The sequence below is a fragment of the Pseudomonas sp. FW507-12TSA genome, assembly GCF_058781435.1.
In genome coordinates, this window is sequence record NZ_JBYSWT010000055.1 from 1 (window position 1) to 17,345 (window position 17,345).

The 17,345-nt window shown below is 57.4% G+C and carries 13 protein-coding genes and 1 pseudogene; 4 read left to right on the forward strand and 10 right to left on the reverse strand.

The genetic code is table 11. The features are described 5' to 3' along the window. A partial coding sequence (locus AC3WK8_RS31495) for an efflux RND transporter permease subunit (protein ID WP_103327110.1) occupies window positions 1-2,345 on the reverse strand: 2,345 nt, incomplete at its 3' end. A 27-nt stretch (window positions 2,346-2,372) separates the two neighbouring features. Beyond that, a complete protein-coding gene (locus AC3WK8_RS31500) occupies window positions 2,373-3,524 on the reverse strand; it encodes a MexC family multidrug efflux RND transporter periplasmic adaptor subunit (protein ID WP_085600223.1) in 1,152 nt (383 codons plus the stop codon). A gap of 123 nt (window positions 3,525-3,647) precedes the next feature. On the opposite strand from AC3WK8_RS31500, the gene AC3WK8_RS31505 reads away from it, so the two are divergent. Both AC3WK8_RS31505 and AC3WK8_RS31510 read left to right on the forward strand, forming a co-directional pair. Next, entirely contained in the window at window positions 3,648-4,253 is a 606-nt protein-coding gene (locus AC3WK8_RS31505; RefSeq protein WP_085600225.1) for a TetR/AcrR family transcriptional regulator, read from the forward strand. 77 nt (window positions 4,254-4,330) lie between these two features. Beyond that, window positions 4,331-4,851, forward strand: a pseudogene (locus AC3WK8_RS31510) (paraquat-inducible protein A). A gap of 675 nt (window positions 4,852-5,526) precedes the next feature. Here AC3WK8_RS31510 and AC3WK8_RS31515 read toward each other — a convergent pair. From AC3WK8_RS31515 to AC3WK8_RS31525, 3 genes are all read right to left on the reverse strand, one after another. Continuing rightward, complete coding sequence (locus AC3WK8_RS31515) at window positions 5,527-5,742, reverse strand: hypothetical protein (RefSeq protein WP_085600227.1); 216 nt, start codon at window positions 5,740-5,742, stop codon at window positions 5,527-5,529. A 99-nt stretch (window positions 5,743-5,841) separates the two neighbouring features. Continuing rightward, the gene (locus tag AC3WK8_RS31520; RefSeq protein ID WP_207245211.1) at window positions 5,842-7,095 is read right to left on the reverse strand and encodes a PucR family transcriptional regulator; all 1,254 of its coding nucleotides are present in this window, start codon (window positions 7,093-7,095) and stop codon (window positions 5,842-5,844) included. A gap of 154 nt (window positions 7,096-7,249) precedes the next feature. Beyond that, complete coding sequence (locus tag AC3WK8_RS31525) at window positions 7,250-8,137, reverse strand: phytanoyl-CoA dioxygenase family protein (protein ID WP_085600231.1); 888 nt, start codon at window positions 8,135-8,137, stop codon at window positions 7,250-7,252. 351 nt (window positions 8,138-8,488) lie between these two features. Here AC3WK8_RS31525 and AC3WK8_RS31530 point away from each other — a divergent pair, with 351 nt between their 5' ends. After that, on the forward strand, window positions 8,489-9,070 hold the full coding sequence (locus tag AC3WK8_RS31530) for a TetR/AcrR family transcriptional regulator (RefSeq protein WP_085600233.1): 582 nt from the start codon (window positions 8,489-8,491) through the stop codon (window positions 9,068-9,070). Window positions 9,071-9,185: 115 nt separating this feature from the next. Here the strand turns inward: AC3WK8_RS31530 and AC3WK8_RS31535 are convergent, their stop codons facing one another. Then, window positions 9,186-9,728 carry a hypothetical protein gene (locus AC3WK8_RS31535; protein ID WP_085600236.1) on the reverse strand — a complete coding sequence of 181 codons (543 nt, stop codon included), beginning with the start codon at window positions 9,726-9,728 and terminating at the stop codon, window positions 9,186-9,188. Between the two features lie 375 nt (window positions 9,729-10,103). Between AC3WK8_RS31535 and AC3WK8_RS31540 the strand changes: the two genes are divergently transcribed. Continuing rightward, window positions 10,104-10,973, forward strand: a complete 870-nt coding sequence (locus AC3WK8_RS31540) for a phytanoyl-CoA dioxygenase family protein (protein ID WP_085600238.1) — start codon at window positions 10,104-10,106, stop codon at window positions 10,971-10,973. A gap of 108 nt (window positions 10,974-11,081) precedes the next feature. Here the strand turns inward: AC3WK8_RS31540 and AC3WK8_RS31545 are convergent, their stop codons facing one another. The 4 genes from AC3WK8_RS31545 to AC3WK8_RS31560 all read right to left on the reverse strand — a co-directional run. Beyond that, on the reverse strand, window positions 11,082-12,044 hold the full coding sequence (locus AC3WK8_RS31545) for a WD40/YVTN/BNR-like repeat-containing protein (protein ID WP_085600240.1): 963 nt from the start codon (window positions 12,042-12,044) through the stop codon (window positions 11,082-11,084). A 10-nt stretch (window positions 12,045-12,054) separates the two neighbouring features. Beyond that, window positions 12,055-14,442, reverse strand: a complete 2,388-nt coding sequence (locus AC3WK8_RS31550; protein WP_085600242.1) for an efflux RND transporter permease subunit — start codon at window positions 14,440-14,442, stop codon at window positions 12,055-12,057. 35 nt (window positions 14,443-14,477) lie between these two features. Then, window positions 14,478-16,124 (reverse strand): DUF1302 domain-containing protein, encoded by a 1,647-nt coding sequence (locus AC3WK8_RS31555; protein WP_310650577.1) that lies wholly within the window; start codon window positions 16,122-16,124, stop codon window positions 14,478-14,480. A gap of 26 nt (window positions 16,125-16,150) precedes the next feature. Further along, window positions 16,151-17,345, reverse strand: a 1,195-nt coding sequence (locus AC3WK8_RS31560) for a DUF1329 domain-containing protein (RefSeq protein ID WP_256592457.1), incomplete at its 5' end; no start/stop codon positions are given.

The following is a 17,345-nucleotide window of genomic DNA, read 5'->3' on the forward strand; positions in this document are numbered from 1 at the left end:
ACGCTTTCCGGAGTCATCCGCGCGCCCTGCTCGGCCTGGATCACCACCCGTTGCTGGCGACCGGCGTTGGTGAAGTCATTGACCACGTTGGAACCGAAGGCCGAGGACAGGGTGGAGCTAATGCTCTCGAAGTTGACGCCTTGGGCCCGGGCTTTTTCGCGGTCGATCACCAGGCGCAACTGCGGTGCCTCGGACAGGCCCTCCATCATCCCGTAGAGGAATTTCGGATTGCCGTTGATTTGGCCCAGCAGCGTATCCCGTGCCTGCAACAAGGCCTCGCGGCCCAAACCGCCACGGTCCATCAAGCGCAGGGCGAAACCACCGGAATTGCCCAAGCCATTGATCGGTGGTGGCGAGACCGCCATGACGGTACCGTCGTCGGAGATGGCGAAATGCTCGTTCAGTGCCGCTACTTCAGCCATAGCCGATTGATGCGCATCGCGTTCGGACCAATCCCTAAATGTCGGGAAAGCCAACGCCGCATTATCACCTTGACCAGAAAAGCTGAAGCCCGAAATCACGAATGCCGAGGAGACGGCCTCACGGGACTTGAGATAGGTTTCCAGCTGTTCACCGGTGGCGTTTGTGCGCGCACGGCTGGCGCCGGGTGGCAGTTGCACATCAACCAACATGTAACCCAGATCTTCAGTGGGCACAAAAGCTTCCGGTAATCGAAGGTAACTGTAGCCGAGCAGAGCGACAATACCGCCGTAGATCAGCATAAAACGCCCGGCACGTTTGACCAACGCACCGTTGAGCACCGAGTAGCGCTCGGTCACGCGGGTAAAACCACGGTTGAAGGCACCGAAGAAACCACGTTTTTCGTGATGCCCTTCGGGGACCGGCTTGAGAAGCGTGGCGCACAGCGCCGGGGTGAAGGTCAGGGCCAGGAAGCCGGAGAACAGGATCGAGATCGCCAGGGATACCGAGAACTGCTGGTAGATGACGCCCACCGAACCGCTCATGAAGGCCAGCGGCATGAACACCGCGGACAGTACCAGGGTGATACCGACGATGGCGCCGGATACCTGCTTCATCGCCTTGATCGTCGCGTCGGTCGGGGACAGCCCCTCCTCGGCCATGATCCGCTCGACGTTCTCCACCACCACGATGGCGTCGTCCACCAGGATGCCGATGGCCAGCACCATGCCGAACATGGTCATCATGTTCACCGAGAAGCCCAGCAGGTACATCACGGCCAGGGTACCGAGCAGGCACACGGGCACTACGATGGATGGAATCAGGGTATAGCGCACGTTCTGCAGGAACAGGAACATCACCAGGAACACCAAGACCATGGCTTCGATCAGGGTGTGGATCACCTTCTCGATGGCCACGTCGACGAAACGCGAGGTGTCGTAGGGTACGGAGTACTGCACATCACTAGGGAAAAACTGCGACAGTTCGGCCAGGCGCTCCTTGACCAGCGTCGCGGTCTGGATGGCGTTGGCGCCCGGCGATAATTGAATCGCTCCACCGACTGCCGGAGTACCATCCAGACGTGAGGAAATGTTGTAATTTTCCTGGCCTAACTCCAGACGTGCGACGTCGGCAAGCTTGACCATGGAGCCGTCCTGATTGGCCCGCAGGATAATCTCACCAAACTCCTGCGGATTGTCCAGAACCCCCTTGACCGCCAAGGTTGCAGTCAATTCCTGGGCACTGTTGCCCGGTGTGCTGCCGAAGGCGCCGGCCGGAACCTGCACGTTCTGTCCACGGATGGCGCTGCTCACGTCTTCGATGGACAGACCATAGCCCACCAGCTTCTGCGGATCGATCCAGACCCGCATCGCCGCTTCAGAAGAGAAGAACTGCAACTTGCCAACGCCGGGCAAGCGGCGCAGTTCATTGTTGATGTTACGCGCGGCGTAATCACCGAGAGCAATGGTATCGCCGCGCTCGGCACCTTCCTTGTAATTCAGGGCGTAGATCAACAGGAAGCCGGCGCTGGTCTGTTCGACCTGCAAGCCCTGGGTGAGTACGGCCTGGGGCATGCGCGCCTCGGCTTTCTTCAGGCGGTTCTGCACATCAACCTGGGCCAGGTCAGGATCGGTACCAGGTTCAAATGTAACGACGATCTCAGCGGTACCGTTGGAGTTGTTGGTCGATTCGAAATAGAGCAAACCCTTAGTGCCGTTGAGTGACTCCTCAAGAATGCTGGTCACCGACTCAACCAGTACCTTTGCCGAAGCACCCGGATACGTGGCTGTAACTGTGATCTGCGGTGGTGCAACGTTAGGGTATTGGGCCACCGGTAACTTGGAGATAACTAGCAACCCGAACAGTGAGATAAACAGCGCGACCACCCAAGCAAAGTTAGGACGCCTGATGAAAAAATTCGACATCGAAAAATCCTCGCGGCAACTACGCCCTTACTTCTGCGGCTCTGGGGGGGTGGCAGTGACACTCTTGGGCTCGACCTTGGCTCCAGGCTGCAGGCCAGCCAAGCCACTAGTGATCACCCGGTCACCGGCTTTCAAGCCATCACGAATCTGCCAGCGTGCTCCCTGCATAACACCGGTCTGCACTTGACGTGACTGAGCACGGCCGTCGTCGCCCATCAACAACACGAAGGCACTGCCATCCGGACTACGTTGCACAGCCCGCTGCGGCACTAAAACAGCCTGGCTATCGGTCCCCTGTGGAGTGTTGACACGTACATACATACCTGGCAGCAGATTACCGTCGCGGTTATCAAACTGACCGCGTAGAGTCACTTGACCCGTACCAGGGTCCACCGCAACATCTGTGAAAAGCAGCTTCCCTCTACGCTCATACGAAGTGCCTTCAATTCTTACAGACAGGCTCTGCTGCGGATCAGTGGCCAAGGTCCCATTCTTAAGGGCTTCACGTAGACGCAACGCATCGGCGGCGGTCTGGGTGAAATCTGCGTAGATCGGGTCCAACTGCTGGATGCGCGCCATCAGGGTCGCTTCGCCCTGGCCAACCAGGGCGCCTTCGGTTACCAGTGCACGTCCGACTCGGCCAGAGATCGGCGCGATGACCGAGGTGTACCCCAGGTTCAGGCGCGCGGTTTCCAGGTCTGCCTGGGCCGAGCGGGTCGCTGCCTGGGCGCTGTGCAAGTCGGCACTGGCTTTGTCGTAGTCCTGCTGGCTGACCGCTTCGATCTTCACCAGTGTCTCATAGCGTTTGACCCGCGCCTGGGCCTCCTTCATCCCGGCCTGGGCCCGGGCCAGGTCGCCCTCGGCACGGGACACCGCTGCCTTGAGCGGCGCGGGATCGATCTGGAACAACAGATCGCCGGCCTTGACGTCGGCGCCTTCCTCGAAGCGCTTCTTCAGCACGATCCCCGCCACCCGTGCCCGCACCTCGGCTACACGCATTGGCTCAACTCGCCCCGGCAATTCCGAAATAAGTGCTAAAGGCTCGCTTACCACCGCCAGCACTTCCACAGGACGCGCCGTTTCCACAACAGGGCTCTGCTCGCTCGCCGGACCACACCCTGCCAATGCGATGGCTACTGCCAATGCCCCTGCCGTTCTTACTGCACGAAAATTGCCCATGACTCACCTAAGGCTTGATTGAAAACGGCCGGGATGGTACTTTTCAATCCACTTTGAGTCAATATTGATTCATATGATCAAAATAAGACCCAGCCTTCATCCTTCCGGAAACCAATCGGCCCTATGCAAGCATCTGGAAAGTTCACTCAAGAAAGGGCAACTCCCTTGTCCCCACAGGAGGAGCGCCTGTTACGCCTGCTAACCACCGCGATAGTTCATCACCCAAGAGCTTCCATGTCCGAACTGGCGCAGGTAGTTGGGGTGAGCAGAGCCACTCTGCATCGCTTCTGTGGCACTCGGGACAACCTTTTGAAAAAACTAGAAAGCCGTGCTAAGGAGGTACTTACGAAGATCATCGGCAATGCTCGCTTGCAGCAAGATGAATTTCTCTCTGCCCTTGAGCGCTTAATCAACGAGCACCTGGCACACCGCGAACTGCTAGCATTTTTAGTAGTTCAATATCGGCCCGATTTCCTCGATGAAAGCCCTAACGCCGCGCCTTGGTACTCCTACTTGTATGCTTTGGATACTTTCTTTCTCCGTGGCCAGCAGCAAGGCGTACTACGTATTGATATCACCGCATCGATTCTTACCGAAATGTTCATCAGTCTGGTGTATGGCATGGTCGATGCTGAGCAACGAGGTCGCGCAGCCAGCGCCAACACCGCCCATATCCTGCCGCAGATATTCCTTTACGGCGCAGGCTCTCATATTCGGATGGAAACCTAGACTAGGCTCCCTCAGGCCCTATTAAATGCCTAATACCAACTTCAACAATCTGGCGGCCCTTCCCTTAGAGGCATTAGTTGCTTGCGCTGCTGGCCGCGCATCACCAGCAATGGCAACGCCGCTGCTTCGCATTGGTGCTAATTGCCCTGCTGCTCTACCTCTCGGCCGATTTCTCGCCGATCATGCACCTCACTCTGCTCAGCCAAACCCGCAACGAAACGGTCTGGAGTGATTTAAAAGCGACATGCCAGGGGTAGCAGTAGTGGTTCTGCTCAGCAGCATGGCGATTCCGCTGCTCAAGCCGCTGAGCCAGTTATTGGTGTTATTGAGCCTGCGGTTTAAGGTGGCGCGCCGCAGCGGCGCGGTGCTTTACCGCAGTTATCACCATCTGCGCGAATGGGGCATGCTCGAGGTCTACCTGTTCGGAATTCTGGTATCCATTTTCAAGCTAATAGACATCACTGATCTGAGCCTGGACGTCGGCTTAGCCTGCTTCGTAGCTCTGCTGCTGACCCAGATTTGGCTTGAAATGAGCATGCCAGCGCAACAAGCTTGGGAAGCATTGTCAGATGAGTATGAGCCGCCCCAGGCTCCGTAGGCACTTCCATGTCCTAAAATCATGTCCTAAAATGGGCCCCATCCTATGGACGGTACACACCGCAAGGCAATTTACGCGAGCTCTAGATCCAGCATCTGTTACCTCGCGGCCTCCATCCCCAAGCCTTTTTGCTCAGAAAGCGAGTTTCTCCGAGGCTGTTGATGTACTTGCCCATAGTGCTCACAGCATAGCTTCCTGGGGCCATTACAACCTGCCGAGGCGCTGCGGTCACCACAACTCCACTCACCCGCGTCACCTGCATGCGGCCGCACGCCGCCGCCCCCATCGGAGTGGGCCAATGCGCACATATCGTGCTCGATCATCACTAGGTTATTGCAAGCATCAACCAGACACAGCAACTGCACCAGCAAACGATCGGATTAGATTGAAGGAGAACCGCCCGACGTCAAAGCGATTACGACGCGCGTTCGGTGCGCTTCAATAACGCTGCCCTAATGTCACAAAGCTGGAAAGACCGCTTTTTGGCCGAAAGCGGTCATCCATGGCACCTGTCTTGGCCGTTAAGTGCCCTTCAACGCAGGCAGTTATCGTCGAAGAGTTGCCTCTCACTGGTTGCCACGACCAACCAGTTATCACCTGAGAAACACTCGTCAGGTTATGTGGACTGCACTGAGTAACTCTACATATATGAGTAAATCAGAGCACCCCCTGTAACTAGTCGACCAGAGATCTAAGGTCGCTATCAATATCCTCTAGCGACTTCTTGGAGATCAGCCCGCCAGAGTATTTCGCCGCGGTCGCTAAGGCAAAGCCACGGGCCATGGCGATTTGCGGATGCTTGTTGATACCAGGCAAGTGCTTTTCAATAATTTGGCTTGTCTTGCTATTGTCCAGCAATTCGCCAACTTTCGTTTCAATTGAGTACGGCATCTGTTACTTCCTCGGTTGCGCCTTAGCAGGCAGAAATTTAATACTCAGCCCCGGAGACTGCCTGGCCTACTTCTCAGGCACCTGTGCAGCGCCAACGGCCTATTCCGTATCGTCGTTTAATGGTGTGCTCCAAATCACCAACTCAAGAGCCGCGGCGATTTGAATACGATGGTCGGCAAGTTGCACGGGCAACAGATCCTGAGCTCGCTCCAGCCGACGCAGTAACGTGTTGCGATGCATGCCAAGTTCTTCGGCGGTCTGGGTGATGTTGCAGCCGTTGGCCAGGAAGGCGTGCAACGAATGCTGAAGAACCATGGGCTCCGTAGCCAGCCGCCCCAACATGCTCAAGACAAACTCTCTGGCGGCGCGGAGGTCCTGGGTCATCAGTGAAACCATCCTGACTTGATCAATCGTGGCGACGGCGGGAGCACCTGCCAAGCGCCCCAGCAATCGTTGGGTGGTCAAGGCCTCCAGGTGTGACCGGCGGAAGCCATTTACCCCCATCCCCGGGGAACCGATTGCCGCACGATTTTTTGGAAACTGGTGAGCGACGCCTTGCAGTGCATTCAGGTCCAACGGTTTTGCCGCACTCATCCAAAGCCATAGAGTTGCCGGGGCCGCGAATACGATCAGTGGCGCTACCGTGCCAGTAAGGTGCGCTAGAGTGCGTGCCATATCCTCCAGGGGCTGGATTTCTGCATCCGGGATTTCACTCCAGACGAGACAGGCATGGTGCTTCTGGAAAAGGCTGTAACCCAGTCGCCTAGCGAACTGTTCGGTGTCCACATCTCTGCCATCGAGCAAACGACTGACCAACGTACGTTTGTCGATATGATCGTCATGGGTCAGGGCGTTCTTTTCCTCCAGGATTATCTGGGTCACAACACGCATGTTGTTGTCGATGAATTCCGAGATAGAGCGCGACGAGACCTCCAGGAATTCCTCGAGTACCACTGAATCCTGCGTCAGGCTAAATGCCATCTTCATCCAAAGTTCCCAAGCGGTGTTCTGCGCCGACCTCGCGACATTCATCAATAGTTCAGACAGCCCCCTGCGGGCCAGCTCCTTGGCCGTGTCCACCATATCGGCAGACACGTAGGGCTCAACCGGCTCTCCAGGGCGCTGCAGATTGGCGCTCGCCCAGTGCAGTAACTCTGCCCGATTGGCGCGCCGGCACGCCGCCAGGATGACCGGGTCCTCCAATAGTTTTGCATCTTCTGGTGAAGAGAAAAGCGACTGGTTCAGGCGCTCAATCCACTCCGGTGGCAACGTCTGTGCGAGCTCGGCGCCTTTGCGCATGAGCTCACGAACGGCTTCAGAGGGGCGTGGCCAGAGGGACGGCGTACTGGTCATGGAAAGTGCACATCACTCAAAGATATCGGGGGAAATTGTGCAATTTGTACCTTGGCGACAGCTAAGGGGGAGACCTGGAAAAGCCGCCACGAGAGGCGTTAAAGAGCTAGGCCTTCGGCCCGACATAGAGCCGCTTCATGGCTGCTCGGGATGGTCAGAAGCCCTTTCCCGGCTCGGAGAACGTGGACATCTCCAGGAGCTCGTGCGGGTCTCGCATCTGGCCATCGACTTCCACCCAGCCCAGCAGCGTGGAGCTGACACTCCAGCCCAGCAGGCGTTGCATCTCTGCCGGCAGCTGGCGAACGCGCTCAACGGGAAGGGAAAGGAAGTGATTCTCTTCGAGGCGCAGGAAGGCCAGGTCGTAGGCCATTGTCAGGCCGGTACGAGGAGTCGAGGAGGTATTGGCGCCACCGCCGTGATAGACCGACCCCATCCATAGCAGCGCGGAGCCTGCCTTCATTTCAGCGGCAACGGTCTCCTCCTGGGTCGGCATGCGCTCGTCATCCCATTGATGGCTACCGGGAATGACGCGTGTCGCCCCGTTCTCTTCGGTGAAATCCGAGATGGCCAGCATGAGTTGCAGGCGGGCTTCACGTCCGTACTGGGGGTGCCTCCATAACGAAGTGGCATCATCACGGTGCAGGGGTTGCAGGCCTTGGCCCGGCCCAATCTGGATGGCTTGGGTAATGCTGAGTTGAATGTCAGGCTCGATCTCGATGCGGTCGCTACCCACCCAGACATGGGTAGGTGTCTGCAGGATTTTCCTCGCCGCCCCGATGAACAATGGGCTCAGGGCCACATCCACGGCCGTGTCGCTTCGCCCGATGATGCGGCCGACACGTCGGGTTTGCGTACCGGCAAAATAGGGATCCATTCCGCAAGGCGTGACATCCAAGTAGGCGTCCAGTTCTTCAGTGAGGGACTTCAGCGTTGCGGGCGAGACAAAATCGGAAATGATGACCCCGCCGTCACGCAGGATGATCTCCACCACCTGTTCGACCGATGCATCGCTGCTGACTGTCGAGAGTTTTCGTGTATCCATCTGCTTTCTACCTGTCTGGTTTTGTCATTGTTCTATCCAGTGAGCCGGGGCAGCCTGACTCACCCCATGTTGCCTATCACTGCAACGCCCTCTTGCTTCCACTCTCAGCGAGAGAACTCTATACTTACCGAATATAGTCATATGATCAAGTCAGTTGATTATGATTTTTATGCCTTTCCAGCACCACCGTTAGAACTGTGAATTCCGATGTCCGGCTAGGGGGGCGCTGACTTTCGCCATCGGCAATGCATCGACTCACCTCATGGATTGGGGAATGACCTTGCGATAGGATTCGTCACCGTCAACCCTGGACCAAAGGTTGCTGGCAACACCGAAAAAGGAGAACGCTCAATGGCTCGGATAGGCGCTGAAGAGCGCAGACAGGATTTTATTGAAGCCACCATCAAGGTGATCGCGGAGTACGGCATAGCCGACGCCACGACACGGCGTATCGCGGCGGCAGCAGATTCTCCGCTGGCCTCGCTGCATTATGTTTTCCACACCAAGGACGAGTTGTTCTGTGCGGTCTACGAGTCCTTGATCAGCATGCCGCAGCAATCACTGCAGTACGTGCCGAAAGGCTCCACGACAGCGGAATCGATTGGGGAAATGTTGCGCCAACTAGTCAAGTGGTTCACCTTGCACCCCGAACGGGCTAGCACACAGTTCGAGCTGTTCTTCTGGAACCTGCGCAACAACCCGGAAATGGCGACGAAGATTTATGCCGTTTCCATTGAAGCGACCCAGCAGGCCATTCGAAAGATGACCGACGATGGGTTGGATCAGACCGCGTTAACCACCATCAGCCGCCTGCTGATCAATCTCTTCGATGGCTTGCTCCTTGCCTGGTCTGCCCATGCTGACCTCGAACGCTTGGAGACCGAGACCGAGACAGCCTGCCAAGCGCTGAAACTGCTGGTGAACAGCTACTAAGACGCTATGCGGATGCGCCATGCTCTTATGGCACGGCTATCTTGGCACAAGGCGCTGTCCTCCTCCTGCCCCTAACCGTTATCTTCGCTGGATAAATGTCATTGAACAAAAAGTGTCATATCAGAAATGACACCCCAGTCAGCAGCAAACCAAGAATCAGCAGGACTGTTGTCAGTCGCGTGCTCACTCTAAGAACAGGTTGATGCTCGACAATTTTACCGATGGCGAAATACAACCGATCGACTATTTGCTGCTCGTCGAGCTCTTTTGACTGAAAGATAGAGTCAATTACGGAACCGGCATTCGGGAATGGATCACGCAAGAATGGTGCTACGTCAAAAGCGCTTTGCTGCAGCGCTCGAGCCGAGAGCAAAGCGGACGTGACAAGTGCACCAAGTGCCATGACAGCACTTGTTGCCTCTAACAGAGTGATCATGTCAAGACTGGCGGAAACACTAAAGCGGAGTATGGCGCCATACAGGGTTACCACCCCAGCCAAAGCACCAAGTGACAAGGTAAACATCAAGCGTAGATAGACTGTAACCAGCCCTCTTGAAACCGAAACTTGCTCAAGGTAAATCTTTACAAGCGTTTCTATTGCCAAGCGACGTGCCTCGAATGCAAAACGACGCTCTTCTGCTGGAGTTACAGGCAGCATTCAAGATTCCTCACAATAAATTGCCGATATCTATGGTCGGAAAGCCCACTGCGGGCGAACTCTTGCGCATGGGCTTGGGAACGACTCCGAAGCGCCTGCCCTGGGGGATGGAGGCTGTCCATTCAAGGTGCAAATCAACCCAAAATACAACTAATACAAGTGCACTTTGTATCTTGGCTAAAAGCCCTGGAAAAAATAGCATGAACTCACTGCCTGAGCAAAAAAAATATAAGGAGGCACGATGTTTCTCCAAGTTAGTTTTGCGTTTGGTGCAGTAACGATCGTAACCATGGGCGGGTTCAGTGATGCACGCTGATTTGTCACTACCAATGAACTCGCCTGCACCCGAAGTGTTCCTGTTATTTGGAGTTTTCAATGTCTAGCCAACAAGGTTTCGTCACAAGTTTGCCCGTTGCAAGCAGATCGACTTCAGCGCAGGAGATTGTTTCGCTGAGTGATCAGGCCGGAGCGGTGATCATTCGAAACTTCATGACTGCCGAGCAAGTGGTACGAATCAACGACGAACTGGAAGCGCCGCTTGCTGCGCTGGATGCAGGTTCCAAACATGAACATGAGTTGATTGCAGAGTTTCATGGCCAACAAACAAAGAGACTGACCAACCTCATCACCTACAGCAAGACCTTTCGTAAGGAAATCCTCGATGACGATCTCTTCCACGAGATGGGACGAGTACTTTTCGAGCAAGAGTGTGGCGACTGGTGGCTGACAACGGCTCAACTGATAGAAATCGGTCCCGGCAATAAAGCACAAATGCTGCATCGAGACATGGCCCAATATTACCCATTCGTTGCCATGAACAAGAATGCACCCCGCGCTATCACCAACCTGATGTTGGCGCTGACGGACTTCACTGAGGAAAATGGCGCTACGCGGGTGATTCCAGGAAGCCAGAACTGGGATAACTTCGAAGATGTGGGGTCGCCCGAGATGACCATTCCGGTCGAGTTGAAAGCCGGTGACGCGGTGCTGTTTGGCGGAAAAGTCGTTCACGGGGGTGGGGCTAACCTAACAACCGACCAATACCGCCGCGGGCTGACGATTCCGCTGCAGGCTTCGATTCTCACTCCCGAGGAAGCCTACCCGCTGATCGTTCCTCTGGAGGTGGTCAGGACTCTGTCTCCTCGCGTGCAAAAGATCATCGGTTTCCGCTCGCAGTATCCCAATGGCAGCCCGGGTCTCTGGCAACATAACTACACCGACCTGGCGGAATATCTCAAGCTCTGACTGATGCCGCGGGTTCGAGGGGAAGGTGTCTCCCCTCCCCTCGAACTTCTTCCAATTGCCCTGGCCGGACGCAGACTTGCAACGTCCAGCCTTTAGCGAGACCTCCCGCTACTGGTGTTCAGCCACGACGCCACGTCGCGAGAACAGCACCGGCGAACCCTCCGGGCTGAGTAGCGCCGCTGTCAGAGAAAGCCCTTCAACCGACTGGCTTTCTGCGAAACTGTGGCCGGCATCGTTACTCACCAGCATCAACCCATCCAGCCCGACTGCCAGCACCTTAGTACCTGAAACCACCACGCTGGTGACCGAGCCTTTGCTTTGTGTGGGCAATCTACGGAAGTCCTTGCCCTCGGCAGAACCCTGCAACAGCGTCCCTCGCTGGCCCCCTAGCAGCAGGCTGCCATCGGCAAGTACCGCGCCGGACCAAAGAGTGCCTTCATAGCCGGTACTCAGGTATTTCCAGCTTCGTCCTTGATCATTGGAGCGCAGGACCAGCCCGCGCTCAGCAGTTGCATAAAGCTGGCCCTGGCGATCGGCAAACAGCCCCATCAAGTTGAGGTCAGCCTTCTTTGAACCTGGCGGCGCCTGCAGGTGCTGCTCCTTCCAGGTCAGCCCGCCATCTTCGGTGATCAGTACCAGGGCCCAAAGACCCACTGCAACACCCTGCTGAGTATTGAAGAAATGCACCGCGAACAGAGGACGATCCTCTTCACTGGACAGGCGCTGGATCTGCCAGGATTCACCACCGTCCGCAGTCACCAGAATCGCTCCCCAATGGCCAACCGCCCAGCCGTGGCTGGCGTCGACGAAAGACACCCCCGTGAGCGGTGTGGACAGCGGCACCGAGCTGGCCTGGCGGAAGCTTTTCCCGTGATCGTCGGACAGCAGCACTATACCGTGATCGCCGACGGCAACCAGCCGTTCTCCAGCCCATGCGGCATCCAGCATGGTCGCCTGTGTGGCAATGCTCGACTGCACCGCCGGCACGGCCGGTAACGGCGATGCTTGCAGAGACAACGGCAGCACAACTGTGGCGAACAAAACACCGATCAATAAACAGCCATAACGCATGATTCTCTCCTCAGTGCACGAGCACGCCGATCATCCGCACGGGGCGCCTGCGCGGGAACACCCGCTCCAGCCAGACCGCAAAGGCCGGCAACACAGTCATGGCCATGACCATATTGACGATGAACATGAAGGCCAGCAGCTTGCCCATGTCGGCCTGAAACTTGAGGTCGGAGAACGCCCAGGTAGCGACGCCGATTGCCAGGGTAATCGCGGTAAAGATGGTGGCCATGCCAACCTCGAGCAACGCATGCTCGACGGCTTTGGTGATGGGCTGACCATAGGCTTGGTGGAGCTGCAATCGGTTGTAGATGTAGAAGGCGTAATCGACCCCGATTCCCACTGCCAGCACCATCACCGGCAAGGTGGCGATAGTCAGGCCGATCTGCAGCTCCTTCATGAACCAGTAGCCAATGAAGGTGCCAATGGTCAGAGGCAGACAGCAGATCAACACCGCTCGCCAGTCGCGATAGACGACAAATACCAGCAAGGCAATGGCGGCATACACATACAGCAGCATCGGGGTTTCGCTTTTCTCCACTTCTTCGTTGATGGCCGCCAGAACCCCCGCGTTGCCTGAAGCGAGGCGCACCGCAACCCCTGGCTGCGGATGCTCGCTTCTAAAGGCCTTGGCCGCCTCCACCACCCGGTTGATCGTGGTGGCCTTGTGATCGGCCAGATACAGGTGCACCGCGGACATGCTGCAGTCGGAACGCATCAGCCCGGGAGTGCGCGCAACTTCGGTGGCCAGCGCAGCGTAGTTCACCGGGTCGATGGGCACCGCGCCCATCTTCGGATTGCCTTCGTTGTAGCCCTCGTTGAACTGGCGCATGTAGGAGGAAAAGGAGGCCACCGACAGCACCCCGGGTACCCCCTGCATGGCCCAGACAAAACGATCCTGGTATTGGCCCAGGGCGACATCCTCGCAGCCAGCCTGGCTGGCGTCGCCGGACGTGTCCCGACTGACTTCGAATACCACACTGAGCCAATCCAGGCCGATGTCATAGTTACTGGCGATGGAGACGGCATCCCGATTGAAGCGCGAGTCTTCACGCAGCTCCGGTGCTCCGGCCTGCAGTGTGCCAACGACCCGGTCATTGCTCTGCCAGATCGCCACCAGGAACAGCGCCAGGGCAACGCCAAGCACCCACTGCGCATTGCGCCACTCGGCGAGCCGGCTCAGGCCGTGCAGCCAGCGGCTACGGCGCTGCCGGGAGATTTCCTGGGCCTTGGCGTACTTGTCATCCACCCGCAGCAACGACGCCACCAAAGGCAGCATCAGCAGATTGGTGATGATCTTGAAGGCCACGCCAAGGGATGCCGTGATGGCCAGCTCCCGCACCATGGGAATGGGGATCAGCAGCAGGGTCACGAAGGACACCAGCGCCGTTACCAATGCCAGGGTTCCGGGAATCAACAAGCCGGTGAAACTTGAGCGCGCCGCCTCCTCGGCACTCTTGCCCAGGGCAATTTCACGAACGATGAAGTTGATTTGCTGCACGCCATGGGAAACCCCGATGGCAAATACCAGGAACGGCACCAGCACCGCCAGCGGATCGAGGCCATAGCCCAGCAGGCGCAGACTGCCGAATTGCCATACCAGCGAAGCCAGTGAGCAGACCAGGGCCAGTGCGGTAAAACGCAGCGAATGGCAGTACCAATAAACTGCAGCGGCGGTCAGCAGCAGTGCCAGCAGGCAGAACTCCAGCACCGCCGAAGCACCGTCGGCGATGTCGCCGATCTGCTTGGCAAAACCAATCATCTGGATTTCAAAATCACCATCCTCGAACGGCTGGCGGATCTGTTTCTCCAGCTCATGGTTGAACGCCACATAGTCCAAGTGGGCACCATTGGCGTCGAACTCATTGAGCTCCGCAGTAATCATCGCGCTCCCCTGGTCGCGAGAAACCAGGGTGCCGATGAAACCGCCTTGAACACTGGAGCTGGCGATCGTTGCGATGATTTCATCATCCAGACGCTCGGGTGTAACCGTTCCCGGCACCAATGGGTCGGCACGAAAGCCCTCTTCGGTGATCTCGTTGACGAAGGCATTGGGCGTCCACAGCGAACGCACACTGCTGCGCGACACACCGGGAAGGAAGGTGATCGCCTGGGTAACGTCGTAGAGCCGCTTCAGGCCCGCAGCGCTCCAGATATCACCGTTGCGCGCCTTGACCACTATGGTCAGTCGGTTCGCTCCCATCAGGTCATTGCGGTAGGTTTCGAATGTGTTGATGTATTCGTGGCCTATGGGCAATTGCTTCTCGAAGCCGGCATCCATGCGCAATTGCACGGCGAACCACACCATGATCAAGGTGAAAACGGCCAGGCTCCCCAGCACCAGCCGACGATGCCCGAAGAAGGCACCTTCGACGCGTGACAGCACGCCACGCGCCGGCATTTCAGAGAATCTCAAAGAACCGTTCACGCTAGGCCTCACAGGGTGCGGGAGATCGCGAGGCCGACATAGTCTCGGTCACGGTACAGCTGGTCGTAAGGGGTATCGCCGCCCATGAACTTCGCGTAGTTGAGGGAAATCTGCCAACTGGCCGGATTTCGTACGAAGTTCAGGTAGAGATTCATGTTGCTGGCGCCTTCGGTGAAGGTTGCGTTGATATTAGGGGTGCGCCCTCCCAGCGACCGCGAGTAGAAGATCCCTGGCGTGACTTGCCAGCCCGGCACCAAAGTACCGTCGTAGGTCAAGCTGAGGTCCATGTTGATCCCTGACGAGGTCTTGTCGCCATAGGCCTTGGGGGATGTCGCGGGGTCCAGCTGCCAGGTATTCAGGCCAGCGGAAATCGGCTCGCCGTTCACCTCCTTGTGCAGCCCCGGGTACTTGATCACCACCAGCTCGGTGAGCAAGGTGCCGGTGCTGGCCCTGGTGAAATCCAGCAGCGTCGGGGAGTTGGAAGGCGTGAAGCTATACAGGCCTGTGAGGTGCCACTGGAATTTCTTTTCGTCCTTCCAGCATTTGCCGCCGTTGTTCGCGCACAGGTCGATAACGGGGTTGAGCGGCACGGAATCCTTGGGGCGGTACGATAGCTCCGTTCCTACGGCCCAGTCACCGATCGGCATGTTGGCGCTGATGCCATAGAGCATGCGATCTTCCTGATACCTCCAGGTCGGCGACACCGCAAAGGTGTTCGGATCAAGCAGCGCCACGCTCAATGACGGCAACTTGTCGTGGTAACGCATCACGTAGAGCCCATAGTTGACGTCGCTGTCCTCCGGCTGCCAGCGCAGCGAAATACCCCATTGGCCGCTATCGCGGGCCTTCTTGTCGTTGAAGCCGTAGGTCCCCATGCCCTTGCCCAGGCCATTGTTGGTGGACCAATAACTGCCCACCGGTGGCAATTCACTCTTGTTCCAACCGAACTGATAATAAGCCTCGATATTCAGGCCATAACCCAGGCCCGAGGCGACGCTGAGCATTGGCGCCGGCAGCACGGCTTCTTTGAGCTGGACACCGGGACGCGCCAAGGCTTGATAATCATAGGCGTTGGTGTTGTTGATCCCTCCAGTCACGAACAGGCTTTCGCCCCAGTTGATCACCTGGTTACCCAAGCGCGCCCGGACGCGCTGATCACCGATGTCGAAGCCTTTGCTCACCCATAGATCGAGCAATCGGGTCTTGAACTTGAGGTCGTCACGAGCAGCGCTGCTCAGGCCGTCGCTGCCTACACCCTCGGGGGTGTTGAATGAACGGGTACCGGTGGTATCGGTTGCGGCAAAGTCTCGAATCCAGCTGCCCCGGGCCATGAAGGTGACGTCCTCGGGCATCTTCAGCAGCAGTTCATGGGTACCTTTGAGGTAGTTGGTGAATAGATCGCCACGGTCGTAGTTCAAGTCGCCCTGGTCGGCGACACCCGAGGTCTGTGCCAGGCAGCCCGAGGGCGCATTGTGCCCGCTGACGCCCTGGTTGATCAGGTTGCAACCCCGCGACTCCGTGCGCAGTCCCATGCCCGCGGTAATGGTGGAGTCGAAGGAGCCATGGACAGTTTCGGTTTCAAATGTGAACCCCATCGCCAATGGGGCTGTGCACGCGATGACAAGGCCTGAAGCTTTGATAATTATTTTTTTCATGCTGGCTCTCGATCTGACGTCGGTTTTTAGCGCTCGCTGATGGCTCGCAAGTTATCGGAGGTAAAGAAGTCACGTTTCAGGCGGGGGTTGCCACTGTCCTCGGTGAGCCAGCGGATATCGCTCTTGCCGGCCCCGATCGAGGTCATGTCGAAGAGATAACGGTCGTCGATCAGGTTGTACTGGACTTGCGCCTGGACATCGCACGCGCCCGTCTCGTAGACAGGGATCGAGAACCCTTCACGCACCTTCCAGATCTGTCCCTGTTTGTCATAGTCAACGGCCAGCAATGGGTTCCAGCTGTCTTCGTCGATGTAGAACAGGCGTTTGGGCGCCTGGTGGCGCATGCCTTGACGAACATTGGCCTCGACCACCCAGACACGATGCAGTTCGTAGCGGCGCGATTGCGGCGCGATTGAATGGTTACCCGCGAACACGTCAGCCTTGGCGGCGGTGTCGTAGGCACCAAAGGCGTTATAGGGCACCAGCAGTTCCTGCTTGCCGATCAGCTTCCAATCGAAGCGATCCATGGCTCCGAAAAACACGTTCACTTCATCGACGGTGTACTGATTGTCCAACCCGATCTGCGGTGCGTCGTAGGAGTAGGACGGCATGCGCCGCACACGACGCTGACCGGGGAAGTAGTAGAAGGTGGTGGCCTGCTCGCCGGCTACGGTCGACTGCACCCCCGCCTGACCGGCCAGTGCCGCTGGCTCCTGGTAAATGTTAAACGTGGCGTATTCCAGACGACCAACGGACGAAAACAATGCACTCCCTTTCTTTCCCCAGGGCGTGAAGAAGAAGGTGTCCGTCATCTGACGCAACCAGTCGCCGCCCTTGCGCGGCGATATGCCTGAGATGCTTTTGGGAATTTCGACACCCAGCCCCCGGTAGCGCATCTTCATGTTCCACATGACCTCAGCACCGGTACTGGGCAAGGGAAACGGGATGCCCGGCACATGGGCTTCCTCGAGGGCAATCCCTGTGGCGTCGAGCTTGGCGTAACCCAGGTTTTGCCGGGTGTTCTCGACCACGAAATCCGGAGCACCGCAGGTACGGCGGGTCTGGTAGATATCCATGCGATAGCCTGGAATCTTCTTGAACAGTTCAAGCTGGCCGGGGGACAGCTTGCTCGCATACTGCGCGACATTGTTCGAGTCGATGCTGTACAGCGGTTTGTCGCCCTTGAACTTCCATTGCTCACCCCGCACCTGCCCGTAACTC